This is a genomic window from Streptomyces sp. NPDC004752 (assembly GCF_053601275.1).
On sequence record NZ_JBSGBN010000144.1, the window covers coordinates 1 to 26,099 of the forward strand.

The window sequence follows — 26,099 nt, forward strand, 5'->3', positions numbered from 1 at the left end:
CATAACAGAGGGGCCCCCGGGGGGGCCCGTGCGGCCCCGCCCGGGGGGGGGGTGCCCGCAAGGCCCTCGTAGCTCCGCTACGAGGGCCTTCCGGCGCCTTGCGATCGCACGCACCAGACGCCGCACGCTGATCGGACTCCCACTCTGTTCGGAGCTCTTACCCATTCCGGCGCCGACGGGCCTGCCAGAAGGCCGCCGCGCCCAGCACGGCGACGGCCGCCGCGCCTGCCCACAGGCCGATCGACGGGCCGTCGTCCCCGGTGGCCGTCGGCTGCTTCGCGGCGGTCGTCGGCCTGTCGCCGGCGTCCGCCACCTGGTCGCCGCAGCCCTTGCGCGGGTATCCGGCGATGGCGCACAGCAGGGCGTTGGCGTCGTAGCGCAGCGGCCCCGCGACCGCCGCCAGGGCCTCGGCCGTCGTCGCGTCGGGCGCGACCACCGCGCAAGCGGTCCGTGCCTTCGGCGGCGTCTCGCCCTCGGGCGCGTCCGCCGCCGTACCGAAGTCGAGGACCAGTGCCACCCGTTTGCGGCCCTCCCGCTCGGGCGTCCGCGCGCAGATCGCGTCGAACGAGGCCGTGTCGCGCGGATGCGTGGCGTCGGCGGAGTCCTCGCTCACCGCGAAGCGGAAGCCCTGCACGGCACCGTCGGCGGGGCGGGCCGTCGACGGGCCCTCGGTGGCGTACGTCCACCGGTCGCCCTCGCGCTCCCAGAAGGACCAGTAGCGGTAGCCGACGGCCTGTGCCTGGCCCGCGGCCCCCCAGAACAGAAGCGCGGCCAGCAGCAGGAGCGCGCCGCGCCGGACGCCGGTCACGGCTGCCGCTTTCTGCGGTTGCTCAGCAGGAATCCGATGCCGGCGCCCGCGGCCAGACCGCTGCCGACCATCCACCACAGGCCGGCGCCCGGGCCGTCGTCGTCCTTCTTGCCGGACGCGTCGGCCGTCTCCGCCGTCTCCGACGCCTTGGCCGTCTGCGGCGCCGGGCCGGTCGCGTTGAGCGCCCGTACCAGATCCGTGCCGCCGAAGTTCCGCGGGTCCGTGCCGGTGGCGTGCGCCGCGAAGATGAGCTGGGCGTACGCGGCCGGTCCGCTCTGCTTCGCCCAGGCCGCCGCGTTCTTCTCCAGCCAGGCCAGCGGCTTGGCGGCCCGGCCCGCACCGCCCTGCGCGGCGAGCGCGACGACCGCGTCGGCGATGTTGCCGTAGTCGGGCTGCTCGGGCGCACCGGCCAGCGCGGAGGTGAGGTGGCCGTCCTTGGCGACGGCCCGTGCCAGGTACGACGCGCCGTTGGCCGCGGCCTGTTCGGGAGTGAGCCGGTCCGACGCCGCGCAGCTCGTGCCGGATCCCGTGCCCGACCCCTTGTCCGATGCCTCGCCCGGCTCGCCGGGCTTGCCTGCCTTCGCGTCGAGGCCCGCGCCCAGCGCGCCCACCACGGCCGCCGCGGTGGCGTCCGCGTTGGCGGTCAACGCGCCCTTCTTGTCCGGCTGATAGGCGAAGGCACCCGCGCCCGCATCCTTGCCCTTGCCATCCTCGCCCGTGCCTTCGCCTTCGCCCCCGCCCTCGCCGGAGCAGGGCAGGGCCAGCTTCAGCAGCGCGTCGTACGGGGACTTGCCGTCCTTACCGTCCTTGCCGCCCTTGACGACCTCCGCGGGCCGCTCACCGGCCGCCGCGAGCGCGCCGATGACCACGGCCGTGGAGTTCGCGTCGCTCGCGCCGCCCGGTGCGTAGCCCCAGCCGCCGTCCTCGTTCTGCACCGACTTCAGCCAGGTCACCGCCTTGCCGGTGGCGTCCTTGTGCCCGCCGGTCGCCGCCAGGGCCTGGACGGCGGCGGCCGTGCTGTTGGTGTCGACCATCACCTTGGCGTCGCAGTCCCGCGCGGGCTCGGCGCGGAAGGGGGCGAACGCGCCGTTCGCGCACTGCTGTCCGGTCAGCCAGTCGACCGCCTTGGCGGCGGGCGTCACGGACACCGTGCGCTGGGCGAGCAGCGCCAGCGACTGCCGCCAGACGCCGTCGTACTTCGGGTCCGTGTCGCCGTACAGGCCGGAGGGGAGCGCGGCCGACGGGGACGGTGAGGGGCTTGCGGCCAGGGCGGGCGCTGCGGCGGCGAGCACGCCGACGGCGGCCAGGGCCGCTGCGCTGCGGCGGACGTTCATGGTCGGCGGGTGCCTCTCTTCGCGGGTCGGTTCGCGAGGAAGCCGGGCAGCACGGGACACCCCGGGCGGCTCGGCCCCGTAAACCTCGACGGTGCCGTGCGCGGCGGGTGCCGACGCACGTGAGCCGGTCAACGTCCCGCCCGGGGCAGTCCGGCTCACCGGACCTGGAAGTCCGGTTCACGGTTGCGGGTCAGCGCCGGAATTGCACCGGCTTCCCCCCGTACGGGTGTGATGACGACCCACCTACTCTACCGACCCGTCTCAGACCCCTGAAGGGGCGGCTACGACAACGCCCCAAAGGGGCGCGGGGGCGCGTCTTCGGCGTCACCGTCGCCCCGGTCGAGCTGGGGGTCCGGTCCACTACGTCATCGATCTCGTGACTCCACCCACGACTAAAGTCGTGAACAGTGCAGATCCGTGAGTCCTGCCGACCGTCAGAGCGGACTAAAGAGGCATTCCGCACCCCGCTGGAGCGGGGCGTCCCCTGGCTAGGTCTTGCTGGAACGGGCCCGCCTGGGCTCCCTGTGACCGCGGGGCTGTCGGGCGTCTCGACGTCGGGCGCCAGTCCCGGCCTGTCGAGGCGGGTGCCGACGCGGGCGGGTAGGTGCCGGTGGCGGAGGGCTGTCCCGTGGGGGCCATCGTGATCAGGCTGTCGGCGGCGGGGAGCCGGTGTTCCCACCCGAAGAGTAAAATTTTCGCTTTTGGGGGGTTACGTCCTCGATGAGGAGTTCTATGCTGGTAGTGGCCTACGGGGCGAGTGAGGGAGTTCGACCGGAGTAGCCGACTCGGGCGAGACGCGCAAGCATCCGCCGGGGCCGACGTCGACGGTCGGGCTGAGAGGCCGGAAGGCAGTGGTTGGGCCGGAAGGCGACCTCCAATACCTGATCCGGGCAATGCCGGCGAAGGGAACCCGTCTCGTAGGTCCTTTTTTGCGTCTACGCACGCTCTTCGGGGGCCGTCAGGTCGATCAGCCGGCACACCGTCTCGATATCGATCTTGACCTGGGCGATGGAGGCGCGGCCCGAGAGCCAGGTGATCAGCGTCGAGTGCCAGGTGTGCTCGATGACGCGGACCGCAGACAGCTGCTCCGGGGTGGGGTTCTCCAGGCCCATCGCGTCCAGCACGATCGCCGTGGTCTGCCGGGAGACCTGGTCGACCTCGGGGCTCACGCTGCGGTCCGCGAAGGTCAGGGCGCGCACCATCGCGTCGGCCAGATGCGGCTCGCGCTGCAGGGCGCGGAAGGCCCGCATCAGCGTCTCGGCGACCCGCTCGGCCGCCGTCTCGCCGGTCGGGGGCCTGCGGCCCAGCGTGCCGTGCAGCTGCTCCAGCTGGGCCTGCATGGTCGCGACCAGCAGGTGCACCTTGGAGGGGAAGTAGCGGTAGAGCGTGCCGAGCGCCACCTGGGAGGACTCGGCGACCTCCCGCATCTGCACCGCGTCGAAGCCGCCCCGGCCGGCCAGCTGCGCGCTCGCGTGCAGGATCCGGCGGCGACGGGCCTCCTGCCGCTCCGTGAGGGGCGACGAGGCCGGCTGCCTCGATGCGGCGGCGCTGACGTTCGCCTTGGCTTGCGCAGGCATGGGTCCCGCTCCGTGACTGTCGGTGAAGGCTGCTGATCGCACAGCATGGTAGGGGCGTCGTGGCGTGAATCACCCGATCCGGCGCTCACGGCACCCCTACCTGCCGGTAGATTCAGAGCTCCTTGAACGATCAAGTCTGAAACTTGTTCTAGATTACCGTCCCGGCGTAATCTCGCGGGACAGCGCGGGGGAGAAGGGGGCCCGGAGTGACCGCTGAGGCCAGCGATGCGGGTGCGGACGACGGCCCCGCAGCCGGTGGGGGCACCACCTCCCTGTCCGAGCCAAGCCGAGAACTCGTTGGGGGAGAGCGACCGCTCAACATCGCGCTCCTCACCTACAAAGGGAACCCGTTCTGCGGCGGACAGGGCGTCTACGTCCGGCACCTCTCCCGCGAGCTGGCCCGCCTCGGCCACCGCGTCGAGGTCATCGGCTCCCAGCCCTACCCGGTCCTTGACGCGGAGCTGCCCGGGCTCACCCTGACCGAGCTGCCCAGCCTCGACCTGTACCGCCAGCCGGACCCCTTCCGCACCCCCCGGTGGGACGAGTACCGGGACTGGATCGACGCCCTCGAAGTCGCCACGATGTGGACCGGCGGCTTCCCCGAGCCGCTCACCTTCTCGCTCCGCGCCCGCCGCCGACTGCTCGCCCGGCGCGGCGAGTTCGACGTCGTGCACGACAACCAGACCCTCGGCTACGGCCTGTTGGGCGATGTCGGTGCGCCCCTGGTTACCACCGTCCACCATCCCATCACCGTGGACAGGCAGTTGGAGCTGGACGCCGCCGAGGGCCGGCGCCGCCGCCTCTCGGTGCGCCGCTGGTACGGCTTCACCCGCATGCAGAAGCGGGTCGCCCGCCGCCTGCCGTCGATCCTCACCGTCTCCGGCACCTCCCGCCAGGAGATCGTCGACCACCTCGGCGTCCGCGACGACCGCGTGCATGTGGTCCACATCGGCGCCGACACCGACCTGTTCGCCCCGGACCCGTCCGTGCCCCTGGTCCCCGGCCGGATCGTGACCACGTCCAGCGCCGACGTGCCGCTCAAGGGCCTCGTCTTCCTTGTCGAGGCGCTGGCGAAGGTACGTACCGAGCACCCGGCCGCGCATCTCGTCGTCGTCGGCAAGCGGGCCGAGGAGGGGCCGGTCGCCCACGCCATCGAGCGGTACGGCCTTCAGGGCGCCGTCGAGTTCGTCAAGGGCATCACGGACGCCGAACTGGTCGATCTGGTGCGTTCCGCCGAGGCGGCGTGCGTGCCGTCGCTGTACGAGGGCTTCTCGCTGCCCGCGGCCGAGGCCATGGCCACCGGCACCCCGCTGGTCGCCACCACCGGCGGTGCGATCCCCGAGGTGGCCGGCCGCGACGGGGAGACGTGCCTGGCCGTGCCGCCCGGCGACGCGGGGGCGCTGGCCGCCGCGCTGAGCAGGCTCCTCCGGGACCCCGGCCTGCGTGCCCGGCTCGGCCGTGCGGGCCGTGCGCGGGTGCTCCGCCACTTCACCTGGGCCCGCGCCGCCGAGGGCACCGTCGCCCACTACCGCGAGGCCATCGCCCGCGCCACGTCCCCCTCACCCGAGGGCCTCGCCACCCGCGCGTCGGCCTCGCGGCGCGCCGCCGGCGCGGCGGTTTCCCCGGGCGCGGCCCGGGGCGCGGTCTCGGCGGGTGCGGATTCTGCTGTGCGCGTTGCGGTCGCACCGGGCGGCGTTCTCGCCGTTGGCGCGGCGGATTCGCCGGGCGATGTTGCTGCCGCTGGTGCGGTGGATTCGTCGGGAGCCGCCGAGGGCGTGGTCTCGGCGGGTGCGGATCCTGTGGCTCGTGCGGCGGACTCGTCGGGCGCTGCCCCTGTCACGGGCGTGGCGGTTTCGTCGGGCGCTGCCCCTGCCGTCCCCGCTGAGGCCGCCTCTCCTGGCGCCCGTGCCGAGGCCGCCTCCTCTGGCGCTCGCGGGGCGGCCCTTTCAGGCGCCGTGCCCGCCGTGCCCGCGGCTTCCGTCGAATCCGCCGAATCCGCCGCCCCCGGTACCACCGCAGTCACCGACGCCGACCTCGATCGCGAAAGCAGGGCCACGTGCTGACCGTCGACTTCTCCCGGTTCCCGCTCGCCCCGGGCGACCGCGTCCTGGACCTCGGCTGCGGAGCCGGACGGCACGCCTTCGAGTGCTACCGGCGGGGCGCGCGGGTCGTGGCGCTGGACCGCAACGGTGAGGAGATCCGCGAGGTCGCCACCTGGTTCGCGGCCATGCGGGAGGCGGGCGAGGCTCCCGCGGGCGCCACCGCCACGGCCATGGAGGGCGACGCCCTCGCGCTGCCCTTCCCCGACGAGTCCTTCGACGTCGTCATCATCTCCGAGGTGATGGAGCACATCCCCGACGACAAGGGCGTGCTCGCCGAGATGGTGCGGGTGCTGAAACCGGGCGGCCGCATCGCGATCACCGTCCCGCGCTACGGCCCCGAGAAGGTCTGCTGGGCGCTGTCCGACGCCTACCACGAGGTCGAGGGCGGCCACATCCGCATCTATCGCGCCGACGAACTGCTGGCGAAGATCCGCGGGGCGGGCCTGCGGCCGTACGGCACCCACCACGCCCACGCCCTGCACTCCCCGTACTGGTGGCTCAAGTGCGCCTTCGGCGTGGACAACGACAAGGTGCTGCCGGTGCAGGCATACCACAAGCTGCTGGTCTGGGACATCATGAAGAAACCGCTCGCCACCCGGCTCGCCGAGCGGGCGCTGAACCCGCTCATCGGCAAGAGCTTCGTGGCGTACGCGACCAAGCCGCACCTGCCCCGGCTGCCCGGGAAGACCACGGCGGCCGAGGACAGCACGGCGGCTGAGGACAGCACGGCGACTGAGGACACCGCGACGGTCCAGGACACCGTGACGGCCGCCCGGTGACCACGCCCCGGACAGAACACCTCGTCCTGCCCGGGGTCCTCACCGCCGAGCAGGCCGCCGCGACCGTGCGCAGCATCCTCGGCGTGCAGCGGGAGGACGGCGCGATCCCCTGGTTCCGCGGGCACCACCTCGACCCGTGGGACCACACCGAGGCCGCCATGGCCCTCGACGCGGCCGGCGAACACGACGCCGCGGAACGGGCGTACACCTGGCTGGCGCGGCACCAGAACGACGACGGCTCCTGGCACGCCGCCTACGCGGACGGGGCGCACGACGATGTCACGGACCGCGCCCGCGAGTCCAACTTCGTGGCATACATAGCCGTCGGGGTCTGGCACCACTACCTCGCCACCGGCGACGACGCCTTCCTCGACCGCATGTGGCCGACCGTCCGCGCGGCGCTGGAGTGGGTGTTGCGGCTGCAACAGCCCGGCGGCCAGATCGGCTGGCGGCGCGAGCACGACGGCACCGAGACCGCCGACGCGCTGCTCACCGGCAGCTCCTCCATCCACCACGCCCTGCGCTGCGCGCTCGCCATCGCCGAGCAGCGCGAAGAGCCCCAACCGGACTGGGAGTTGGCCCTCGGTTCGCTGCGCCACGCGATCCGCCGGCATCCCGAGCGCTTCCTCGACAAGAGCCGGTACTCGATGGACTGGTACTACCCGGTGCTGGGCGGTGCGCTGACCGCGGCGGAGGCCAGGTCCCGCATGGCGGAGGGCTGGGACCGCTTCGTGGTGCCGGGCCTCGGCGTCCGCTGCGTGGTGCCCAACCCCTGGGTCACCGGCGGCGAGTCCGCCGAACTCGCCCTCGCCCTGTGGGCGATCGGTGAATCCGACCGCGCCCTGGACATACTCCGGTCCATCCAGCATCTGCGCGACCCGGCCACCGGCCTGTACTGGACCGGCTACGTCTTCGACGAGGACACCGTCTGGCCCCGCGAACTCACCACGTGGACGGCCGGCTCCCTGCTTCTCGCGGTGGCCGCGCTCGGCGGTCACGAGGCCACCTGCGTCGTGTTCGGCGGAGCCCGGCTGCCGCACGGTCTGGCCCCCGACTGCTGCGCCCAGACAGAAGGTGAAATCTGAACGGTCCTCCCCCGAGTGGCGTAGTCGGCGCTCCGGGGTGAGGCTGCCGGAGAGACCTTTTTCCGGTCGGGGAGAGGACCGTCTGCTCGGGGAGAACATCCCGGAGGAAATCCCGTGACTGTACCGATGCGGCGCCTCGTTGTCGCGCTCACAGTGTGCTGCGCCCTGCTGGCAGGCGCCACCGCCTGCGGGAGCAGCCAGACCGCCACCCGGGACACGCACGCGGCGATCCTCATCGCCGCCACACCCAGCCCCACCACGTCCGCGGAACGGCAGAAGTTCGCCAAGACCCGGTTCGTGGTGAACGCCGGACTCGCGGCCGGGGCGACCTACAAGTGGATCGTCAAGCCCGCCAAGGAGGGCAAGTTCAAGAAGGGCGCGCCGGGCCGCAAGACCGCGCTGGTCAAGGCGGGGCTCGCGGGCGCCTTCGCGTACAACCGGCTGAAGGCGGCCGTGCGGAACGCCAAGGGCGATCCCGCGCTCGCCAAGGCACTCGCCCCCCTCAGCGCGGGCATCGCGGGGCTCAAGGACCTGCCGGCCAAGCTGCGCAAGGGCGGCACCTCCGGTGACCAGGCGGCCGACTCCTACAACAACATCATCAACCAGGTGAAGGACGCCGGGAAGAGCCAGGGCGCCGTGGTGCACAACCAGGTACCGACGACCGGGCAACTGGTCAGCGGCGCCAAGAGCTGAGCAACGGGTCAACGGCGCCAAGGGCTGAGCGCCGGCCGGGAGTTGAGTTCGGCCAGGACGCATCCGGCCCCCCGCCCGGAAGGGCGAGGGGCCGGATACGACGGTCGTGGACCGGCGCGGCTCAGCCGCGCTGGATGCCGGAGGTGTCCTGGAGCACACCGCGGCGGCCGTCCTGGGTCTGCGCGATCAGCTGCGCCCCGCGCTGCTCGACCGCCAGGTACCAGGTGCCCGGCGCCAGTTCGGCGATCGGGGCGGGCGAGCCGTCCTCGGCGAACAGCGGCCGCGGCGCCGGTACGGCGAACCAGAACGGCGAGAACTCCCCGGCCTGGGCCTGCTGCTGGGGGGCCGGCGGCTGCTGGCCGAACGGCTGCCCCTGCGCCTGCCCCTGCGGCGGGCCTTGCGGCTGGCCGTGCTGCGGCTGCCCGCCGTACGGCTGCTGCGCGGCGCCGGGGTAGCCGTAAGCACCCTGGGGCTGCGTACCGTAGGCCGGCTGCGGGGTGGCCGGCTTGGGGGCCGGGACCAGACCGAGCTGGAGGGCGGGCACCAGCGGGGTGGCGATGGCCCCCGCCGCCATGACCAGGGTGGCGATGAGGGCGAGAATGAGACCGGTGCCGGCGCTCGGGCCGTCGCTGGAGTTGCCGAAGTTGTTCGCGGCGCCCGCCGGGTCGATGACGTTGCCGAGCGCGCTCCACGCGGCGAAGAGCGTGAGGGCCACGCCGAACGGGCCGAGTTCGAGGCCGACCACCTTGCGGGGCTGCGGCTGCAGCCGGGTGAAGACGAGGAGCGCGGCGCCGATGATCCCCGCGAGAACGACACTGAGCAGGACCGGTCCGCTCGCCCACAGGCTCGGCAGGTCGATGTTGCTCGGTGCCCCGTTGTACGAGTAGTTGTCGAGGAACGACGCGATGAACAGCAACACCGCTGCTCCGATCACCACGCCGTCGCCCCTAGTGAGGGAGCGGATATTCACTTCAGGTCCTTCGTAGGTCGTCTCGTCGTCGGTGGAGGCTTCGCTGTCACCGTGGGTCGCCCCTCAAGGGCCGGTGTGAAGCGCGGGGGTGGCCCCTCATCGTAGGCCGACCCTACCGTCCGTACGATCACGGTGTCCGCCCGGTGAGACCCGCGCGACCCTACCCGCGCAGGAAACTCACGATTCCCTCAGAGATCCCCTCCGCCGCCTTCTGCCGCCAGGCACCGCTGGTCAACCGGGCCGCGTCCTTGCTGTCGCGCATGTTGCCGCACTCGATGAAGACCTTCGGAACCGTTGACAGATTGAGACCGCCCAGGTCCTCGCGGGTGACGAGGCCGGTGCCGCCGCCGACGTAGTTGGCGGGCGCGCTGCCCGTGACGCGCACGAAGTTGCCCGCGATCCGCTCGCCGAGTTGGCGGGAGGGGCCGACGATCGGGCGGGTGTCGGCGCCGCCGGAGTGCACGGAGCCCGGCAGGATCACATGGAACCCGCGGTTGCCCACCGCCGAGCCGTCCGCGTGGATCGAGATCGCCGCGTCCGCGTGCGCGGTGTTGCCGATCCGAGCCCGTTCGTCCACGCACGGACCCCACGCGGGCTCGTCCCGGTCGTGGGTCAGCTTCACCGTGGCGCCCTGCTGCTCCAGCAGCGTGCGCAGCCGATGGGACACGTCCAGGGTGAACTCCGCCTCCGGGTAGCCGTCGTCGGTGGCCGTGCCCGTTGTATCGCACTCCTTCTGGTTCGTGCCGATATCAACCTTGCGATTGATTTCTGTTGTATGCCGGAAGTTGCCTGGATTGTGTCCCGGGTCGATGACGACCACCTTGCCCGCGAGCGGCTCGGTGCCGGCGGGGCCGGGTGTCGCGGACGTCGGCTTGGCGTCGTCGCGCGGGGACGACCGGGAGGACGGGGCGGCGGCCGGGGAGTCCGGCGAGCCGGTCGACGGCGCCGAGCGCCCGGCGGACGCCGAGGACGCGGCGGCCGGGGACGTGGACGCGTCACCCGCCGCGGCGGAGCCGCCCGAGCCGCCCACCGTCTGGTACACGAGCCAGCCGAGCAGCGCGCCCGGCACCAGGGCGGCCAGCGCCACCATGAGCGGGCGCCGGGAGCGGCGCGGTTGCGGGGGTTCGAAGTCGGGGCCTACGTACGACACGGGCCCCACCCTAGTGGTGTCGTCCCTGGCGTCCACAGGATCCATGGCGACCCGACGCCGGGGTCATCCGGTCGTGGCCGCCACCGGGTTCCTGCTCCCCCCAGCGGGAGAGCAGGTTTTCGGTGCGACTCCGGCCTCGTGCTCAGATCCCCGCTCCCGTTCGCCGCAGCACGCGCAGCGAACCGTGCGCCGAGACCTCGGCGAACGCGCCGGAGGCCAGCGCCCTGAGCCAAATCCGGTACGGGGCCTGGCCGGTGAAATCGTCCGCCGGGTCCGGGAACACGTCGTGGATGGCGAGCAGGCCGCCTTCGGTCACCCGGGGGGCCCAGCCCTCGTAGTCGGCGGTGGCGTGCTCGTCGGTGTGGCCGCCGTCGATGAAGACGAGCCCGAGCGGGGAGTTCCAGCAGGCGGCGATCCGCGGCGAGCGGCCGACCAGGGCGACCACATGCTCCTCCAGGCCCGCCCGGTGCAGCGTCCTGCGGAACACGGGCAGCGTGTCCATCAGGCCGACCTCGGGGTCGACCGTCTCCGGGTCGTGGTACTCCCAGCCCGGCTGCTGCTCCTCGCTGCCGCGGTGGTGGTCCACGGTGAGCGCGCTCACCCCGCACCGCCGGGCGGCGTCCGCGAGCAGGATCGTCGAGCGCCCGCAGTACGTGCCGACCTCCAGCAGCGGCAGGCCCAGCCGTCCTGCCTCGACGGCCGCCGCATACAGCGCGAGTCCCTCGTCCCGGGGCATGAACCCCTTCGCCGCCTCGAACGCGGCCAGAATCTCGGGCTTCGGTGCCGCGGGCATGGGAGTCCTCTCGGTCGTTCACCTGCGTATGGGCGTACGTGCGTATGGGCGTACGTGCGTATGGGCGTACCTGTGTAGGGGCGTACGTGCGTACGGGTGCTTATGCTGCCGCACCCCCGGCGCCGGGGCGACGGGGGTGCGGGTGGCGCTGCTCGCGGGCGGTCGTCTCGGTCCGCGGTATCAGGTCGTCTCGGTCTGCGGTCTCGGTCCGTGGTGTGATGCGGTCTCGGTCTGTGGTCGCGGTTCGTGGGCTCAGGCGCTGATGGTCTCGCCCGGCAGGGCGAGGTCGAGGGCGACCGGGCGTTCGTCTCCCGTGTGGGTCGCGGACGAGGCGTGCGGGCCGTGGCCCACGGCCCTCGCCGCCACCACGTAGGCGCCCCCGGCGGGCACGGCCAGGGCGTAGCTGCCGTCCTCCGCAGAGAGGGTGGCGCCCGCCTGCCGGCCCCGGCGGTCTATCAGGGTGACCTTGGCGCGGGCGACCGGGGCGCCGTCGGCGTCCAGGACCCGGCCCCGGAAGCCGCGCAGCGCCTGCTCGGCGCGCTCCAGGTTGGCCTCCTCCTCGCTGCTCGCCCGCAGCTGCGAGGAGCGGTCGGGCTTCGGCAGGAACACGGCGAGGGTGAGGCCCACCGCCACCGCGGCCGTCGCGATCAGGAAGGAGACGCGGAAGCCGTGCATGGTCGGGATCGCGACGCCGCCCACGGTGTTCGCCGTGTTGGCGAGCACCATGCCGATCACGGCGCTGGACACGGACGTACCGATGGAGCGCATCAGGGTGTTGAGGCCGTTGGCCGCGCCCGTCTCCGAGGCCGGGACCGCGCCGACGATCAGCGCGGGCAGCGAGGAGTACGCCAGGCCGATGCCCGCGCCGAGGATCATCGCGATGACCAGGCTCTGCCAGGGGGCGCTCATCAGACCGAGGCCGGCACCGTAGCCGATCGCGATGATCAGCAGGCCGAGGATCAGGGTGACCTTGGGGCCGTACTTGGCGGACAGCCGGGCGTAGACGGGTGCCGTGAACATCATCGTCAGGCCGAGCGGCGCCACCAGCAGACCCGCGACGACCATGGACTGGCCGAGGCCGTATCCGGTGGACTTCGGCAGCTGGAGCAGCTGGGGCAGGACGAGTGAGACGACGTAGAAGGAGACACCGACCATGATCGAGGCGAGGTTGGTCAGCAGGACCTCGCGGCGGGCGGTGGTGCGCAGGTCGACGAGGGGCGCCTTGACGCGCAGCTCCAGCAGGCCCCACAGCACGAGCACCACGACGGCCGCGCCGAACAGGCCGAGCGTGGTCCCGGACGACCAGCCCCAGTCGCTGCCCTTGGTGACCGGCAGGAGCACCAGGACCAGGCCCATGGACAGACCGAGCGCGCCGGGCAGGTCGAAGGAGCCCGGGGCGCGCATCGGGGACTCGGGGACGACGAGGAGGGTGAGGGCGATGGCGAGCGCGCCGAGGACGGCGGCGCCGTAGAACAGGGCGTGCCAGTTCGTGTGCTGGGCGACCAGGGCCGCGGCCGGCAGCGCGAGGCCGCCGCCGACGCCGATCGAGGAACTCATCAGGGCCATCGCCGAGCCGAGCCGTTCGCGCGGCAGCATGTCGCGCATCAGGCCGATGCCGAGCGGGATCGCGCCCATCGCGAAGCCCTGGAGCGTACGGCCCACGATCATCATGATCAGCTGGCTGGTGGCCGCGCTGATCAGCGCGCCGACCACCATCACCGCGAGGCTGGATATGAGCATGCGCCGCTTGCCGTACAGGTCGCCGAGGCGGCCCATGATCGGGGTGGCCACGGCGCCGGACAGGAGTGTCGAGGTGAGGACCCAGGTGGCGTTGCTGGGCGAGGTGTTCAGCAGCTGTGGCAGGTCCTTGATGACGGGGACGAGCAGGGTCTGCATCACCGCGACCACGATGCCCGCGAAGGCGAGCACCGGGACCACGGTCCCGCTCGCACTCCGGGTGGGCTGGTCGTTCGTGTGCGTCATGGACTGAGTCCTCCGGGCCGGAAGGGGTGAAGTGATCGGTGAACCGCGCGGGATGGTGTTAGGGGAACCTCGTATGCACGGGCAACTATTCCGTCGCTTCGCGGCCCCAACAAATCCTTGACCCTCCCATGGAGATCTGATGCGACGTCACAGGTCGGCGGAGGTCCATCGCCGTCGGACAGCCGATGTCCCGCGCGGCGGCCCGGCAGGCGTACGAGCGCGCCGGGCTCGTTATCGAGGACGCGGGTGCGGGTGCGGGTGCGGATGTGGCCGTGGCCGTGGGCCGTGGACGTGGTGGAACCGCACGACTGTTTCTCCATCAACGAACCGCTGACCTACGAGGCGCTCGGCGATCGAGCCGCAGTCACAGCCGTAGCCGTAGCCGTAGTTGCAGGGGGTTCGCCTGTGCCGCGAAGGCCGGATCGGACCGGGCGCTTGGCCGGGTGTTGTACGGCGTCGTGGGGTGGGCGGGCGGCGTCGGACGACGGGGCCCGGCGCTTCCTGGTGCCGTGGGGGCGGGTTACAGCCAGCCTTGGCGGCGGGCCTCGCGTAGGGCCTCCATGCGGTTGCGGGTGCCCGTCTTGCCGATGGCCGCGGACAGGTAGTTGCGGACCGTCGACTCGGACAGATGCAGCTTCGCCGCGATGTCGGCGACGGTCGCGCCGTCCGCCGAAGCCTTCAGCACCTCGCACTCCCGGCCGGTCAGCGGATTCGGCCCGGCGCTCAGCGCGGCGGCGGCCAGCACCGGGTCGACCACCGTCTCCCCGGTGAGTACGCGCCGGATCGCCACCGCCAGCTCCTCCACCGGCCCGTCCTTGACCAGGAATCCGGCCGCCCCGGCCTCCATGGCCCGACGCAGATAGCCGGGCCGGCCGAACGTGGTCAGGATCAGCACCCGGCAGTCGGGCACCTGCGCGCGCAGCTCGGCCGCCGCCTCCAGTCCGCTCATGCCCGGCAGTTCGATGTCCAGCAGTGCCACGTCCGGGCGGTGCAGCAGCGCGGCGTCCACGATCGCGTCGCCCGCCGAGACCTGGGCCACCACCTCGATGTCGTCCTCCATGCCGAGCAGCAGGGCCAGCGCGCCCCGCATCATGCCCTGGTCCTCGGCGAGCAGAACTCTTGTACCCCTGAGTGGGCGGTGCTCCCGCGGCAACTCGTTCACGCAGAACAGGCTAGAGCGGGGTGCTTGCCGGGGCGTGCCGGGCGGGGCCACCTTGCCGCGAATGTCGGTGGCCACCTCGACGCGGCGCGGTTCGCCGTACCTACTTGGCCGCCGCGGCCGGTTGACACCGTTTCGGAGGGAACCGGCCCGTCCGACGTGTGTCACCGCGCTGCTGAAGAACAACGGACAGGACCGTTTCGCGCTGAAAGCGACCGACGGCGGTTCGGGCGTTTGGAGCGGCGGTGGCTCGTGGAGCGGCGACGTCGGCTGGCGGTCAGCTCGCGCTGGGCGGCGTAACCACCCCGGTGGTCATCAACTCTGTTGAGTCCTGCGGGAGTTCGGCGGTGACCGTGAAGCCGCCGCGCGGCGATGGGCCGGCCCGCAGCGAGCCGCCCGCCGTCGCGAGACGCTCGGTCAGCCCCGTCAGACCGGTACCGCCGACGCCCTCCCGAGGCGCGCCGACCGCCAGGCCGGTCCTGACCGCCGTGGCGGTGCCGACCGCCGCACCGGTCCCGACCGGCCCGCCGGTGCCGTTGTCCGTGACCGTGAGCCGCACCCGCTCCGTCGCGGAGTCGACGGCGATCTCGCAGCGGCTCGCGCCGCTGTGCCGTACGACGTTGATGACCGCCTCGCGGACCACCCAGCCCAGCAGCGCCTCCGTCTGCGGAGCGAGCGGGGCGCCGGACTGCCGGACCACCGGCTCCACGCCCGCCGCGGACAGCACCGAGCGGGCCCGGGACAGCTCGGTGGCGAGGCTGCCCTCGCGGTAGCCGGTCACCGCCTCGCGGATCTCGGTCAGCGCCTGCCGGCCCACGGACTCGATGTCGCCGATCTGCGCGAGCGCCGCGTCCAGGTCGCGCGAGGCCAGCCTGCGGGCCGCCTCCGACTTCACCACGACCACCGACAACGTATGCCCGAGCAGATCATGCAGATCGCGGGAGAAGCGCAGACGCTCCTTCTCCACGGCGCGGCGGGCCAGCTCCTCCCGGGCGGCGCGCAGCTCCCGCACGGCCTCGGACAGGGAGAGGATCGCGGCCGTCACCATCGTCGACAGGAACGTGCCGTAGGCGATGGTCATCGCGTCCGACCCGTCGTGCAGCCAGGACACCGCGCCCGCGTACCCGGACAGCAGCAGCCCGACGCGGCCCAGCCACGGACCGCGCACGGCCGCGCCCGTCGCGAGGCCGAGCAGCGGGAAGAACATCAGCCAGCTGCCCCCGTACCCGAGGGCCAGGACACTGGTCACCACGGCCATCAGCCCCAGGGCGACGCGGGTGGCCGTCGCCTCCCGCTTCGCCCGGTCGAAGGAGCGGAAGGACACATAGATGTAGAGGGAGTTGAAGGTGAGCAGGCCGAGGCCGCCGACCCACGGGTCGGGGGTCTGCCCCTGGAGCAGGTTGGACAGGGAGCCCATCCCCATCAGCAGCCAGGGCAGCAGGGCGAAGCCGGTGGGCGACGGGCCCGGATGCTCGGGCATCCGCCCGGTCTTGCGGGCCGCCTTCTGCTCGGCCTTGAAACGCACCATGTCCTCCCGCCACCGGGCGCGCGCCGCCCGCAGGGCGCCCACCTGGCACACCAGGCCCCGCCACCACCTCATGTCCTCGCTCCGGTTCACTGTTCCTGCCCCCGATTCACTGTCCCCGGCCCCCGGTCGGTCACTGCTCCCGCCCCCGTTCACAGGGTTTGTGGCTTATGTCGGTAGGACAGCACGGCGTACGCGTCGAACGCCATGAGCCAGGCCACCACCGTCGCGGCCGGGCAGTGCCACGCTCCCGCCGCGCGATCTCCAGGTCGATGCCGTCCACGGCGCGGACCGCGCCGTATGTCCTGACCGCCCCCGTGAAGGACACGGCGGGGTGTTCCGTCTGTGTCATGCCTACGACGTTATGGATCCGGACCCGCGCCCGGCAGAGGCTCTTGTACGGACCCGGGCAGGACAAATGTCCCGCCACGCCGGCGGCCCCGCCATGCCTGCTGCCCCACCATGTCGACTGTCCCACCATGTTGGCTGCCGCGCCGTGCCGACGGCCCTGCCACGCCGACTGGCCCGCCACGCTGGTCTGACGGGGTGTCACGAGCCTTCACAAGTGCCGCGTGCTCGGCTATACAGGGGGCGCCGGACTGGAACGCGTTCTAGGTCGGCCCGTGACGACTGCGGAGACGGCCGACGGTGCGGACACCCGCGCCGGGGTCTCGCGGCCGTGGTGAGCCGCGGTGACCCGCCCGCCCGGCCGCCCTCACCGGCCGCCGCCCGTGTCAGGAGCCGTATGCCCATCGACGCAGCCAAGGCCCTCGCCGCCGAACCCCGCTCCTGGGAGATCACCTGGGACCACAAGGACGTCCAGCTCTACCACCTCGGCATCGGCGCGGGTCGGCCCGCCACCGACCCCGACGAGCTGCACTACACCCTGGAGTCCCGGCTGCACGTCCTGCCCAGCTTCGCCACCGTCGCCGGCAGCGGCTCGCCCGGCGTGATCAGCGGCCTGTCCATGCCCGGCATCGAGGTCGACCTCGCCCGCGTCCTGCACGGCGGCCAGTCCCTCACCCCGCACCGGCCCATCCCGGTCGCGGGCACGGCCACCGCCACCGGCCGGATCACCGCCGTGTACGACAAGGTCAAGGCCGCCGTCCTCGTCATGCGCACCGAAGTCGCCGACGCCGACGGCCCGTTGTGGACCAGCGACGCGCAGATCTTCGTACGTGGCGAGGGCGGCTGGGGTGGCGATCGCGGACCCTCCGCCTCGCTCCTCGAATTGCCCGCCGGCGAGCCCGAGCTGACCATCGAGCGCGCCGTCCGCGAGGACCAGGCCCTGCTCTACCGGCTCTCCGGCGACTGGAACCCGCTGCACGCCGACCCCGAGTTCGCCAAGTCGGCCGGGTTCGACCGGCCCATCCTGCACGGGCTGTGCACCTACGGCATGACGCTCAAGGCCGTCGTCGACACCCTGCTCGACGGCGACGTGACCCGGGTCCGCGCCTACACCACCCGCTTTGCCGGAGTGGTGTACCCCGGCGAGACGCTGCGCATCCGCATGTGGCGGCAGCCGGGCGCGGTCCGGGTTGCCGTGAGCGCCACGGGGGTTCCCCCGCTTGAGCGAAGCCGGGAGCGGGGGAGGGACGAGGCACTCGTCCTCACCGACACGATCGTCGAACACACCTGATGCAGACCGTTGTTGAGGGGAGACGCAGCACGCGCGCAGCCACACTGCACGAGATCGGCCAGGGCAAGCTGGCCGTGACCGTGACCGTGACCGTGACCGGTAGGACGGCGGTGGTCCCGACACCGACGCCGGGTATCGACGTCAGGACCTGTGACAACGGGGGGATACAACGGGGGGATACAGGGCGACACAGAAGAGGGCCGGCCGTCGGTCGACGGTCGGCCCCCGCTTCCTGTGTGTTCCGTCAGGCCGCCGACCCGGTCGGCTCCGGCTTGCGGTGACGGCCGCTCGGGGCCGTCTCGCCGTCCTGGGCCGAGACCGGCCCCCGGTGCTTGCCGTGTCCGTCGGTCTCCTGAGAGCCAGCGGACCGCGGCTGCATGGTGCTGGTTTCGCTCATCGGAAGAATTCACCCCGTCAACGTCATCTTTCGTACAGCCGGGCGAGTCTAACCGGCACACCTTGGGCCGAATCCAGGCGGGTACACCAACTGGGACTACTTCGTTACAAGACGTCCCAGGGGGGCCTGTTGGAGGGGCACGGGACGCGGTGCGACCGGTCGCGGAGGCTCCGATTCCACCGTCTCCGGGACGGCCGCCGACACCTCGGGTGCCGCCGTATCGACGGGCGCCGTCGGCCACTCGGGCGCCGTCGGCCAGCCGGGCGCCATCGGCTCACCGGACACCGCCCACGCCGGGACGGCCGGGGCGTCGGGGGCGACCGAGGAAGCCGGTTCGGCCAAGGAGGCTAGTGCGGTCGGGACTTGAGGCGCGATCGAGAGAACCGGTGTGGCCGAGGGAGTCGGTGCGGCCGGGGCTTGGGGCGCGGCAGCGGAAACCGGTGCGGCCGGGGCTTGGGATGCCGCCGAGGAAGCCGATGTGACCGAGGAGGTCAACGCGGCTGGGAAAGCCGATGCGGCTGAGGAAGCCGATGTGGCCGGGGAAGAGGCCGATGCCGCCGAGGAAGCGGATGCCGCCGAGGAAGCCGATGCGGCCGAGCCGCCCGGGGCGGCCATCCAAGGGCGCCCCTCGCACCCCTCGCGTCCCTCACCCGCGGGCACCGCCATCCGCGCCAGCCCGCACGGCTCCTTCTCGGTGGCGTACGGCAGCAGCAGCACCCCGTCCGCGGTCCATCGCCCCGCCCCCGCCAACCACCCCGCGGGCGCCGGGAGCGGGCACACCTGCCGCTCCGCGGGCCGCCACACCCCGACCCAGCTGCCGGGCGGGCCCTCCACGCGCAGCGCCACCGCACAGCGCTCCGGCGTCAGCACCTGCCCCGGCTGGATCGCGAACGGCGTCACCGCGCAGTCCGGCATCCGCAGGCTCTCCGGGAAGCGCACCGGCAGCGTGCTGCCCAGCACACCCCAGCCGAGCCGCTCCCGGCCCGGCGAGGGCGCGTCCGAGGCGATGAGGAGCAGCCCGCTGTCCGGATCGGCGAGCAGCAGCCGGTCGTTGCTGTCGGCCGTGATCTGCAACAGCGGTGACACCTCGCCGCCCCGCTCCAGATCCACCACGATCGCCTTGGTGCGCCCGCCGACCTCCCGGTCCAGGGCCAGCAGTCGGCCCGTACCGTCCAGCCAGACCCCGCCCGAGCAGCGCCCCGGCACCTCGGCCAGAAACTCGGGTCCGAAGGCGCCGCCCGCCACCAGCCACACCGCCGTGGAACGCCGCCCGACCGCGAGGGCATAGGCGTGCGCCCCGCCCGGGGCGGGCGGCAGCAGCCGCAGCCGGGTACCCGCGTCCGCGCACTCCACCGCGCCGAGCGGCAGCTCCCCGGTGCCCGGTCCGGTCGGATACAGCAGCGCGAACACATGCCGTCCGGCCACCCGCCGGTGGATCAGGACCCGCCCGTCGCCCATCGGCTGCACCTCGGTGCCGGGCTCCTCCGGCTGGTTGGCGGGCAGCGGCACGGCGTACGGTTCGGGGCCGTCCAGCGTCCAGCGCTCCGGGAACCAGGAGCCGTCGTCCAGCGCGAGCCGGGCGGCATAGGCGCCGTCCGCCGTGATGGTGCAGCACGCCTCCGGTACGCCGTCGTCCGCGTCGGCTGCCGAGGGTTCGATCGCACAGGCCGTCATCGTTCGGTCACCTCCGGCGACGAACGTAGTTTTCGCACGCACAGGCGTGGCACCGACGAGCGGCCTCTTCACACATAAGGGTGGCCGCGCAGCGGTTTGTCTGAGGAAACCGGGACGCATGTGCTGCGCGGGCTCTTCGCGTCCGCAGCCGGTAGGTCCCCGCGGAACAGGCAGGTAGCCTTTTCCCGTGCCCCGTCTGTCTGAAGTCATCGCCGCGCTGGAGAACCTGTGGCCCGCCGAGCGGGCCGAGTCCTGGGACGCGGTCGGCACGGTCGTGGGCGACCCCGACCAGGACGTCCGCCGGGTTCTGTTCGCCGTCGACCCGGTGCGGGACGTGGTGGACGAGGCGGTGCAGCTCGGCGTCGACCTGCTCGTCACCCACCACCCGCTCTATCTGCGCGGTACGACGACGGTCTCGGCCGGCACCTTCAAGGGCCGGGTCGTGCACACGCTGATCAAGAACGACATCGCACTGCACGTCGCCCACACCAACGCCGACACCGCCGACCCGGGCGTCTCCGACGCGCTCGCCGGGGCGCTGGACCTCCGGGTCGTACGCCCCCTCGTGCCCGACCCCACCGATCCGGCCGGCCGCCGCGGCCTCGGCCGGGTCTGCGAACTCGACCACCCCGTCACCGTCCGCGAACTCGCCGCCCGTGCCGCCGAGCGGCTGCCCGCCACCGCGCAGGGCATCCGGGTCGCCGGTGACCCCGAGGCGGTCGTCCGCACGGTCGCGGTCAGCGGCGGCTCCGGCGACAGCCTGTTCGACCAGGTCCGGGCGGCCGGCGCGGACGCCTTCCTCACCGCCGACCTGCGCCACCATCCGGCCTCCGAGGCCGTCGCACAGGCCCCGCTCGCCCTGCTCGACGCGGCGCACTGGGCCACCGAGTGGCCCTGGTGCGAGCTGGCCGCGGCCCAACTCGACGAGATCTCCGACCGGCACGGATGGGACCTGCGGGTCCATGTCTCCACGACGGTCACCGATCCCTGGACCGCCCACGCGGCGTCCGCCACCGCCCTTTCACCGGGCGCCACAGGCGCCTCTTCTCACGCACCGGGAGCCCCCAACTGAACGCAGCGCCCGCCGACCAGATCCGACTCCTCGACGTCCAGGGCCTCGACGTCCGCCTGCAACAGCTGGCGCACCGGCGGAAGTCGCTGCCCGAGCACGCCGAGATCGAGTCGCTGACCAAGGACCACGCCCAGCTGCGCGACCTGCTCGTGGCCGCGCAGACCGAGGAGAGTGACTGCGCCCGCGAGCAGACCAAGGCCGAGCAGGACGTGGACCAGGTGCGCCAGCGCGCCGCCCGCGACCAGCAGCGCCTCGACTCCGGCGCGGTCACCTCCCCGAAGGACCTGGAGAACCTCCAGAAGGAGATCGCCTCCCTCGCCAAGCGGCAGGGCGACCTGGAGGACGTCGTCCTGGAGGTCATGGAGCGGCGCGAGGGCGCGCAGGAGCGGGTGGGCGAGCTGACCGAGCGGGTGGCCTCCGTACAGGCGAAGATCGACGACGCGAACGGCCGCCGGGACGCCGCGTTCGAGGAGATCGACGGCGAGGCGGCCACGGTGACCAAGGAGCGCGAGGTCATCGCCGGGGCCGTCCCCGCCGACCTGTTGGGGCTGTACGACAAGTTGCGCGGGCAGCAGGGCGGCATCGGCGCGGCCAAGCTGTATCAGCGCACCTGCCAGGGCTGCCGCCAGGAGCTGGCCATCACCGAGCTGAACGAGATCCGCACCGCCGCGCCGGACACGGTGGTGCGCTGCGAGAACTGCCGCCGCATCCTGGTGCGCACGGCCGAGTCCGGTCTGTAAGGGGCCCCGGGCGTGCGGGAGTTCATCGTCGAGGCGGACGGCGGGTCGCGCGGCAATCCGGGGCCGGCGGGTTACGGCGCCGTGCTGCTCGACGCGGTGACCGGCGAGGCGCTGCTGCAGTCCGCCGAGTACATCGGCATCGCCACCAACAACGTCGCCGAGTACCGCGGGCTGCTGGCCGGACTGCGGGCCGCGCGTGACCTCGACCCCGGCGCCGCCGTCCACGTCCGCATGGACTCCAAGCTGGTCGTCGAGCAGATGTCGGGCCGCTGGAAGATCAAACACCCCGACCTGAAGCCGCTCGCCGCGGAGGCGGCCCGCGTTCTGCCGCCGGACCGCGTGACCTACGAGTGGATCCCCCGGGACCGCAACAAACACGCCGACCGCCTGGCCAACGAGGCGATGGACGCGGGCCGCCGCGGCGAACAGTGGTCCCCTGCGGATTCGCCGCCGGCGGCCTTGGGCACGGCCGCGGCCCGGGACAGGGCCGCCGGGGCCTTGGACGCGGCCGGGGCTCGGGATGGGGCCGGGGTCCGGGATGGGGCAGGGGCTCGGGATGGGGCCGGGGCCGGGGACACGGAGGCGGCGTCGTCCGGCCCGCCCGGCGACATGGCGACGGGCGCGGTCCCGGAACGCGGGGCCACCGGCCGTGAGCCGGGTGGTGAACCGGGCCGTGAGTCCGGTGGCGGACCGGGCGGCGAGCCCGGCCGTGAACCGGGCCGTGCACCCGGGGGCGAACCGGGCCGTGAACCCAGCCGCGAGCGCCGCGGCGAGCCCGGTGGCGGAGCCAAGGCGGTCTCCGATGTGCGGGCGGCACGGGCCGTGGCGGCGCCGAGCGCCGGATGGGCGCCCGCGGATCTCGGGGCTCCGGCCACCTTCGTGCTGCTGCGGCACGGGGAGACCCCGCTCACCCCGCAGAAGCGGTTCTCCGGGAGCGGCGGGGGCGATCCGTCCCTGTCGGAGGTCGGCCGGGAGCAGGCGCAGCGGGTCGCCGCGGCCCTCGCCCGGCGCGGCACCGTCCAGGCGATCGTGTCGTCACCGCTGGCCCGGACCCGGCAGACCGCCGCGATCGTCGCCGCCCGGCTCGGCCTGGAGGTGGTCGTCGCGGACGGGCTGCGCGAGACGGACTTCGGCGCCTGGGAGGGGCTCACCTTCGGCGAGGTGCGCGAGCGCCACCCGGACGATCTGAACGCCTGGCTGACCGACCCCGAGGCCCGCCCGACCGGCGGCGGCGAGAGCTTCGCGGCGACCGCCGCGCGCATCGCGGCCACCCGCGACGAACTGGTCACCGCGTACGCGCGCCGCACCGTCCTGCTGGTCACCCATGTGACCCCGATCAAGACCTTCGTACGCCTCGCCCTGGGCGCCCCGCCCGAGTCCCTGTTCCGCATGGAACTGTCGGCCGCCTCACTGTCGGCGGTGGCGTACTACGCGGACGGCAACGCGAGCGTACGGCTGTTCAACGACACATCCCACCTGCGCTGACCGTCACACGGCCGGGGTGTGCTGGGCGCGCGCGGGTGGGGGGCGTCCCGCGCGGCGACGAGGCGTGCCGCGGCTGACCGTGCTGAGGGCCACGCGGTCGGCCGGAGTCCCGCGCCGAGTTGAGCGTCACATGGCCCGGCCGTAGCCCTGCTGCGTTGGGGGCCATGCGCCCGGCCGGGACCCTGCCGCGTTGAGGGTCGAGCAGTGGGCCGGAGTTCCGTGCCCCGTTGGGGGTCATACGGTCGGTCGGAGTTTCGCGGCCTCCCGGGCCAATGCCTCGATCCGCCCCCAGTCCCGGGCCGCAACGGCGTCCGCCGGCACCACCCAAGTGCCGCCCACGCAGCCGACGTTGGGCAGGGACAGATACTCCGCGGCGTTCGCCGGCCCGATCCCCCCGGTGGGGCAGAAGCGGGCCTGCGGCAGCGGATCGGCCAGCGACTTCAGATACGCCGTGCCACCCGCCGCCTGCGCCGGGAAGAACTTCATCTCCCGCACCCCACGTTCGAGCAGCGCCACCACCTCCGACGTGGTCGACACCCCAGGCAGGAACGGCACCCCGGACCCGGCCATCGCCGCCAGCAGCGCATCCGTCCAGCCGGGGCTGACCAGGAACCGCGCCCCGGCCCCGCACGCGTCCGCCACCTGCTCGCGGCCGAGGACCGTACCGGCACCGACCACCGCGTCCGGCACCTCGGCGGCGACGGCCCGGATAGCCGCGAGTGCGGCGGGCGTTCGCAGCGTCACCTCGATCGCGGGCAGCCCGCCCGCGACCAGCGCCCTCGCGAGCGGTACGGCGTCGGCGGCGTCCGCCACCACGACCACGGGCAGGACGGGCGCGAGATCCAACGGTGATGAGGACATGCCGCTCATCCTGCCCGCGCCGAGCACCATACGCAAAAGGCATTGCACATGATGCAACGCATGCCGTATGTCGCCCGGTGTCCTCAGTGCACATCGGTGACCAGCACATCCAGCGACCAGGCCCGGCCCGCCCGTACGGGCGCCTGCGCCTCCACCACGTACCCGAGATCCCGCAGCGCCGTCACCAGCTCGCCCGGATCCTTCGGTGCCGCGCCGGACGACAGCAGACTGCGCACGATCCGCCCCTTCGTCGCCTTGTTGAAGTGGCTGACGACCTTCCGGGTCGGCGCGTGCAGCACCCGCACGGTCGCCGTCCGCCCCGCCACCTCGCCCTGCGGCTTCCAGGCGGCGGCATACGCGGCAGAGCGCAGATCGAGCACCAGCCCGGCACCGGCCGCCGCGGGCAGCACGTCGGCCAACGGCCCGCGCCAGTGCGCGCCCAGCGCCCCGAGACCGGGCAGCCGCACCCCCATCGAGCAGCGGTACGACGGGATCCGGTCCGTCACCCGCAGCGCACCCCACAACCCGGAGAAGACCAGCAGCGACCGCGCGGCCCGCCGCTTGGCGGCCGGATCCAGGGAGGCCAGGCCGAGGGCGTCGTACAGCACACCTGTGTAGATCTCCCCGGCGGGCCGCGCCCCGGCCGCGCGCAACCCGGTGTTCTTCGCGACCTCGCCGCGCAGCCCCTCGCTCAGCCCGAGCACCTCGCGTGCCTTGACCTCGTCGCCCGCGCACAGTTCGACCAGCTCGTCGAGGACGGCCGCACGGGCGACGGCCAACCCCGGCAAGGACAGCGACTCCGGCTTCAGCGGGGCGCCACGGCCGGACGCGGCCTTGCCTTCCGACGGCGGCAGCAGGACAAGCACCATGGCAGCAGGGACTCCTTCTCTCGACCTGCGCGCCAGCGTACGGCGTACGACCACGACGCATCCGACCCGCCGACCCGCCGGGCCGTCCCGGCAGGCGCGCTGTTCCTGAACGAGGTTTCCTGGACGAGGTCCCTGGAGGAGCCGCTGACGGTTGCCGCGATCACCGTGGCCTTCACCCCGCCCCTGGCCGGCTTCGAGCCGGCCCCGGCCGCCGGTCCGCGCCGCTCCGCACGCCCGGTAGCATGGTCGACACGGCAGACGAGCCGGGCGGACGGCCGCGTGGAGTCCCCCTAGGGGGCTCCCCGAGGAACGTCCGGGCTCCACAGGGCAGGGTGATGGCTAACGGCCACCCGGGGTGACCCGCGGGACAGTGCCACAGAAAGCAGACCGCCCGGCGCTCCGGCGCCGGGTAAGGGTGAAACGGTGGTGTAAGAGACCACCAGTGCCCAGGGTGACCTGGGCAGCTAGGTAAACCCCACCCGGAGCAAGGTCAAGAGGAGCGCGGTAAAACGCACTCTGCGCGGACGTTCGAGGGCTGCCCGCCCGAGTCCGCGGGTAGACCGCACGAGGCCGGTGGCAACACCGGCCCTAGATGGATGGCCGTCGCCCCGGGCTCCGCGAGGACCCGGGGAACAGAACCCGGCGTACAGCCCGACTCGTCTGCCTTTATGGCCCTGACCTGGGGGTTCACCCCGGGTAGGGCCATTTTTTGTGTGAGGGGCTTCCCGCTTCTACCTGCGGGTTCCCGGGAGTTCCCGCGTGATTGTGCAACGGTTGTGAAATGGGGGAGCGGCTGGCGGGGCGTGACTTGGCTTGTCAGACGGGGTGCCGAGCGAGCGCTACGCAGGCTCGAACCGCTGGCAGGATTCGAACCTGCGCACACGGCTCCGGAGGCCGTCCGATTCCCGAGCGTTTTCGCAGTTCAGCCACCTACCTGACAGGTTGTCAAGCCCGCCGTCCCGCGCATGCCCCGCGAGAATGAAATGGCCCATTCGCTCATATTCTCCGGATCATTCCCTGTTGCGGTCGACCCATGCACCATGGCGTAGATCACGGCTTCCTCGGATAAGCATAGGGGCATAGATTTTTCCCCTCAATCGAACGGGAAGGTTGTCCGGAGTGCGCGGGCAGGCCAAGCGAGCCGGTTGTGTGCTGGGGCCGGTGGGGGTGAACCGCCCCGGGTTCGATAGAGATCTCAGTTTGTGGTTGTGACCTGGTGTTTTGCGAATTCCATGTAGTGGCTGGCTTCGTACTCGACGGGCGGAAACTCTCACCGTGGAGCCTGCGATGGTTGTATCAGTCGACCCACTGAGGTTTTCTCGGCGAAATGATCTCCGCGAAGCAGGCTGATCGGCGCATGTCGGGATGGATCGGTCCGGGCGGCCCCAGCTCTGGACAGACGTA

The 26,099-nt window shown here is 72.7% G+C and carries 21 protein-coding genes, 1 tRNA gene, 1 other RNA gene and 1 pseudogene; 9 read left to right on the forward strand and 15 right to left on the reverse strand.

The window, feature by feature from the left end; genetic code table 11:
* Positions 1–157 precede the first annotated feature (157 nt).
* The 3 genes from ACWEKM_RS38815 to ACWEKM_RS38825 all read right to left on the reverse strand — a co-directional run bounded on the left by ACWEKM_RS38815 (position 158) and on the right by ACWEKM_RS38825 (position 3,719).
* Positions 158–808 (reverse strand): SCO2322 family protein, encoded by a 651-nt coding sequence (locus ACWEKM_RS38815; protein WP_451625999.1) that lies wholly within the window; start codon positions 806–808, stop codon positions 158–160.
* The gene (locus ACWEKM_RS38820; protein WP_451626000.1) at positions 805–2,142 is read right to left on the reverse strand and encodes a prenyltransferase/squalene oxidase repeat-containing protein; all 1,338 of its coding nucleotides are present in this window, start codon (positions 2,140–2,142) and stop codon (positions 805–807) included. Before ACWEKM_RS38820 ends, ACWEKM_RS38815 begins: the two co-directional genes overlap by 4 nt.
* A gap of 935 nt (positions 2,143–3,077) precedes the next feature.
* Positions 3,078–3,719: a TetR family transcriptional regulator gene (locus tag ACWEKM_RS38825; protein ID WP_451626001.1), complete on the reverse strand. Its 642-nt coding sequence runs from the start codon at positions 3,717–3,719 to the stop codon at positions 3,078–3,080.
* A 206-nt stretch (positions 3,720–3,925) separates the two neighbouring features.
* Between ACWEKM_RS38825 and ACWEKM_RS38830 the strand changes: the two genes are divergently transcribed.
* The 4 genes from ACWEKM_RS38830 to ACWEKM_RS38845 all read left to right on the forward strand — a co-directional run bounded on the left by ACWEKM_RS38830 (position 3,926) and on the right by ACWEKM_RS38845 (position 8,378).
* Positions 3,926–5,782, forward strand: a complete 1,857-nt coding sequence (locus ACWEKM_RS38830; protein ID WP_451626002.1) for a glycosyltransferase — start codon at positions 3,926–3,928, stop codon at positions 5,780–5,782.
* On the forward strand, positions 5,776–6,600 hold the full coding sequence (locus ACWEKM_RS38835) for a class I SAM-dependent methyltransferase (protein WP_451626003.1): 825 nt from the start codon (positions 5,776–5,778) through the stop codon (positions 6,598–6,600). Before ACWEKM_RS38830 ends, ACWEKM_RS38835 begins: the two co-directional genes overlap by 7 nt.
* The gene (locus tag ACWEKM_RS38840; protein ID WP_451626004.1) at positions 6,597–7,685 is read left to right on the forward strand and encodes a prenyltransferase/squalene oxidase repeat-containing protein; all 1,089 of its coding nucleotides are present in this window, start codon (positions 6,597–6,599) and stop codon (positions 7,683–7,685) included. The genes ACWEKM_RS38835 and ACWEKM_RS38840 overlap by 4 nt, the downstream gene beginning before the upstream one ends.
* A gap of 114 nt (positions 7,686–7,799) precedes the next feature.
* The gene (locus tag ACWEKM_RS38845) at positions 7,800–8,378 is read left to right on the forward strand and encodes a hypothetical protein (protein ID WP_451626005.1); all 579 of its coding nucleotides are present in this window, start codon (positions 7,800–7,802) and stop codon (positions 8,376–8,378) included.
* Between the two features lie 121 nt (positions 8,379–8,499).
* Here ACWEKM_RS38845 and ACWEKM_RS38850 read toward each other — a convergent pair whose 3' ends face one another.
* The 7 genes and pseudogenes from ACWEKM_RS38850 to ACWEKM_RS38880 all read right to left on the reverse strand — a co-directional run.
* Positions 8,500–9,348 (reverse strand): hypothetical protein, encoded by an 849-nt coding sequence (locus tag ACWEKM_RS38850; protein WP_451626006.1) that lies wholly within the window; start codon positions 9,346–9,348, stop codon positions 8,500–8,502.
* 160 nt (positions 9,349–9,508) lie between these two features.
* Positions 9,509–10,498, reverse strand: coding sequence for an N-acetylmuramoyl-L-alanine amidase (locus tag ACWEKM_RS38855; RefSeq protein WP_451626007.1), 990 nt, complete (start codon positions 10,496–10,498; stop codon positions 9,509–9,511).
* 142 nt (positions 10,499–10,640) lie between these two features.
* Positions 10,641–11,291 (reverse strand): class I SAM-dependent methyltransferase, encoded by a 651-nt coding sequence (locus tag ACWEKM_RS38860; protein WP_451626008.1) that lies wholly within the window; start codon positions 11,289–11,291, stop codon positions 10,641–10,643.
* 252 nt (positions 11,292–11,543) lie between these two features.
* Positions 11,544–13,274 carry an MFS transporter gene (locus ACWEKM_RS38865; RefSeq protein WP_451626009.1) on the reverse strand — a complete coding sequence of 577 codons (1,731 nt, stop codon included), beginning with the start codon at positions 13,272–13,274 and terminating at the stop codon, positions 11,544–11,546.
* A 520-nt stretch (positions 13,275–13,794) separates the two neighbouring features.
* Positions 13,795–14,436, reverse strand: a complete 642-nt coding sequence (locus ACWEKM_RS38870; protein ID WP_451626010.1) for a response regulator — start codon at positions 14,434–14,436, stop codon at positions 13,795–13,797.
* Positions 14,437–14,710: 274 nt separating this feature from the next.
* Positions 14,711–16,033: a sensor histidine kinase gene (locus ACWEKM_RS38875; protein ID WP_451626011.1), complete on the reverse strand. Its 1,323-nt coding sequence runs from the start codon at positions 16,031–16,033 to the stop codon at positions 14,711–14,713.
* A 141-nt stretch (positions 16,034–16,174) separates the two neighbouring features.
* Positions 16,175–16,310: pseudogene (locus ACWEKM_RS38880) on the reverse strand (ABC transporter ATP-binding protein); the annotation flags it as partial.
* A gap of 393 nt (positions 16,311–16,703) precedes the next feature.
* On the opposite strand from ACWEKM_RS38880, the gene ACWEKM_RS38885 reads away from it, so the two are divergent.
* Positions 16,704–17,597, forward strand: coding sequence for a MaoC/PaaZ C-terminal domain-containing protein (locus ACWEKM_RS38885; protein ID WP_451626012.1), 894 nt, complete (start codon positions 16,704–16,706; stop codon positions 17,595–17,597).
* Positions 17,598–17,841: 244 nt separating this feature from the next.
* Here ACWEKM_RS38885 and ACWEKM_RS38890 read toward each other — a convergent pair whose 3' ends face one another.
* Together ACWEKM_RS38890 and ACWEKM_RS38895 are read right to left on the reverse strand one after the other, a co-directional pair.
* Positions 17,842–17,994 (reverse strand): hypothetical protein, encoded by a 153-nt coding sequence (locus ACWEKM_RS38890; protein WP_451626013.1) that lies wholly within the window; start codon positions 17,992–17,994, stop codon positions 17,842–17,844.
* A 96-nt stretch (positions 17,995–18,090) separates the two neighbouring features.
* The gene (locus ACWEKM_RS38895) at positions 18,091–19,668 is read right to left on the reverse strand and encodes a hypothetical protein (protein ID WP_451626014.1); all 1,578 of its coding nucleotides are present in this window, start codon (positions 19,666–19,668) and stop codon (positions 18,091–18,093) included.
* Positions 19,669–19,855: 187 nt separating this feature from the next.
* On the opposite strand from ACWEKM_RS38895, the gene ACWEKM_RS38900 reads away from it, so the two are divergent.
* From ACWEKM_RS38900 to ACWEKM_RS38910, 3 genes are read left to right on the forward strand one after another with little or no spacing between them, the layout of a single operon-like run.
* A complete protein-coding gene (locus ACWEKM_RS38900) occupies positions 19,856–20,740 on the forward strand; it encodes a Nif3-like dinuclear metal center hexameric protein (RefSeq protein ID WP_451626015.1) in 885 nt (294 codons plus the stop codon).
* Positions 20,737–21,480 carry a zinc ribbon domain-containing protein gene (locus tag ACWEKM_RS38905; protein WP_451626018.1) on the forward strand — a complete coding sequence of 248 codons (744 nt, stop codon included), beginning with the start codon at positions 20,737–20,739 and terminating at the stop codon, positions 21,478–21,480. The genes ACWEKM_RS38900 and ACWEKM_RS38905 overlap by 4 nt, the downstream gene beginning before the upstream one ends.
* 12 nt (positions 21,481–21,492) lie before the next feature.
* Complete coding sequence (locus ACWEKM_RS38910; protein WP_451626016.1) at positions 21,493–22,965, forward strand: bifunctional RNase H/acid phosphatase; 1,473 nt, start codon at positions 21,493–21,495, stop codon at positions 22,963–22,965.
* A 234-nt stretch (positions 22,966–23,199) separates the two neighbouring features.
* Here ACWEKM_RS38910 and eda read toward each other — a convergent pair whose 3' ends face one another.
* Together eda and yaaA are read right to left on the reverse strand one after the other, a co-directional pair.
* The gene (gene eda / locus ACWEKM_RS38915) at positions 23,200–23,826 is read right to left on the reverse strand and encodes a bifunctional 4-hydroxy-2-oxoglutarate aldolase/2-dehydro-3-deoxy-phosphogluconate aldolase (RefSeq protein WP_451626017.1); all 627 of its coding nucleotides are present in this window, start codon (positions 23,824–23,826) and stop codon (positions 23,200–23,202) included.
* An 83-nt stretch (positions 23,827–23,909) separates the two neighbouring features.
* Complete coding sequence (gene yaaA / locus ACWEKM_RS38920; protein ID WP_451626019.1) at positions 23,910–24,692, reverse strand: peroxide stress protein YaaA; 783 nt, start codon at positions 24,690–24,692, stop codon at positions 23,910–23,912.
* Positions 24,693–24,954: 262 nt separating this feature from the next.
* On the opposite strand from yaaA, the gene rnpB reads away from it, so the two are divergent.
* Positions 24,955–25,358, forward strand: an RNA gene (gene rnpB, locus ACWEKM_RS38925) — RNase P RNA component class A.
* Between the two features lie 192 nt (positions 25,359–25,550).
* Here rnpB and ACWEKM_RS38930 read toward each other — a convergent pair.
* Positions 25,551–25,622: transfer RNA gene (locus tag ACWEKM_RS38930), tRNA-Arg, on the reverse strand.
* Between the last annotated feature and the right edge of the window lie 477 nt (positions 25,623–26,099).